Below are 1,337 nucleotides of genomic sequence, written 5' to 3'. Positions count from 1 at the left end.
CAGGCTGCTGAAGTATCGGCGGTAATGTCATCGCTGAAGGCCCCTGAAGCGTTGATGGAAGACCCCCACTTGCCCCTTGGAGATCATGCGCGGCGCCGACACATTCACCGAGAGTTTGTTTTCCATGCGCAAGCTGGACGACTTCGTTCCGAAGTCGCATCCGTTGCGTTCGATCCGGGTGATGGCGAACGAAGCACTGGTGAAGATGGATCGGTTGTTTGCCGGGATGTACGAGGCCGACCTCAAGGGTGGGCGGCCGAGCATCGCGCCGGAGAAGTTGCTGCGAGCCATGCTGATCCAGGTGCTCTACAGCATCCGCTCGGAGCGCCAATTGATGGATCAGGTGCAATACAACCTGCTGTTTCGCTGGTTCATCGGCCTGGCGATGGATGACGAGGTTTGGGTACCGACGGTCTTCACGAAGAACCGCGAACGCCTGATCAAGCATGATGCGGTGATCGAATTCTTCAACGAAGTGGTGGCGATCGCTGAGAAGAAGTGCCTGCTCTCGGGAGAGCACTTCAGCGTGGACGGCACGCTGATCCAGGCGTGGGCGGGGCACAAGAGCTTCGTGCCCAAGGACAGTGACGATCAGGACAGCGACGGCGGCAACGCAGGCGACTTTAAAGGCGAGAAGCGCAGCAACGAGACGCATGAGTCCCGGACCGATCCCGATGCACGGCTCTATCGCAAAGGCAATACGGCCAGCGAATTGCGTTACATGGGCCACACGCTGACCGACAATCGACATGGTCTGGTGGTCAACGCGTGCGTGACGCGCGCTGACGGGCACGCCGAGCGCGAAGCGGCCAAGGTCATGATCAACGACGCGCGGCAAGCGGCAGAAGATGCGAGCGCAGAAATCACGCTGGGCGCAGACAAGGGTTACGACGCACAGGAATTCATCGAGGCGTGCCAGCAGATGAAGGTCACACCGCACGTTGCGCAAAACACCTCGGGGCGGCGTTCATCCGTGCCCGATACCATTGCCTCGAGCGTGGGCTACGCCATTTCGCAGCAAAAGCGCAAGTTGATCGAACAAGGCTTCGGGTGGGCCAAGACCGTGGGGCGCATGCGCCAGGTGGTGGTGCGCGGGTTGAAGAAAGTGGACCAGATGTTCGTGTTGAACATGGCTGCCTACAACCTCGTGCGCATGCGCTCACTGACACAAGTCCGTCTGTAGCAGCGAAAAACGCGGCAATGAAGCCAGAAATTGGCCTCAAACTGCCGAACAAGCGTGGAATTCACGTTGAAATTGCACAATGCGATAAACCTTGTGGCGAGAGCCGCGTAAGTGCAGAAAGGCTGCTTCTGTCGGACTGTATTTCAGCAGCCTG

General features: G+C 58.8%; 1 protein-coding gene. It reads left to right on the top strand.

Annotated features, from left to right (window positions below):
- The first annotated feature begins 85 nt into the window (after positions 1 to 85).
- Complete coding sequence (locus BUE39_RS33670; protein ID WP_073432981.1) at positions 86 to 1,183, top strand: IS5 family transposase; 1,098 nt, start codon at positions 86 to 88, stop codon at positions 1,181 to 1,183.
- Positions 1,184 to 1,337 lie beyond the last annotated feature (154 nt).

Source organism: Paraburkholderia terricola, assembly GCF_900142195.1.
Taxonomy (GTDB): domain Bacteria; phylum Pseudomonadota; class Gammaproteobacteria; order Burkholderiales; family Burkholderiaceae; genus Paraburkholderia; species Paraburkholderia terricola.
The sequence above is the reverse complement of the archived record's forward strand: the minus strand, read 5'-3'. Positions and strand labels throughout refer to the sequence as shown.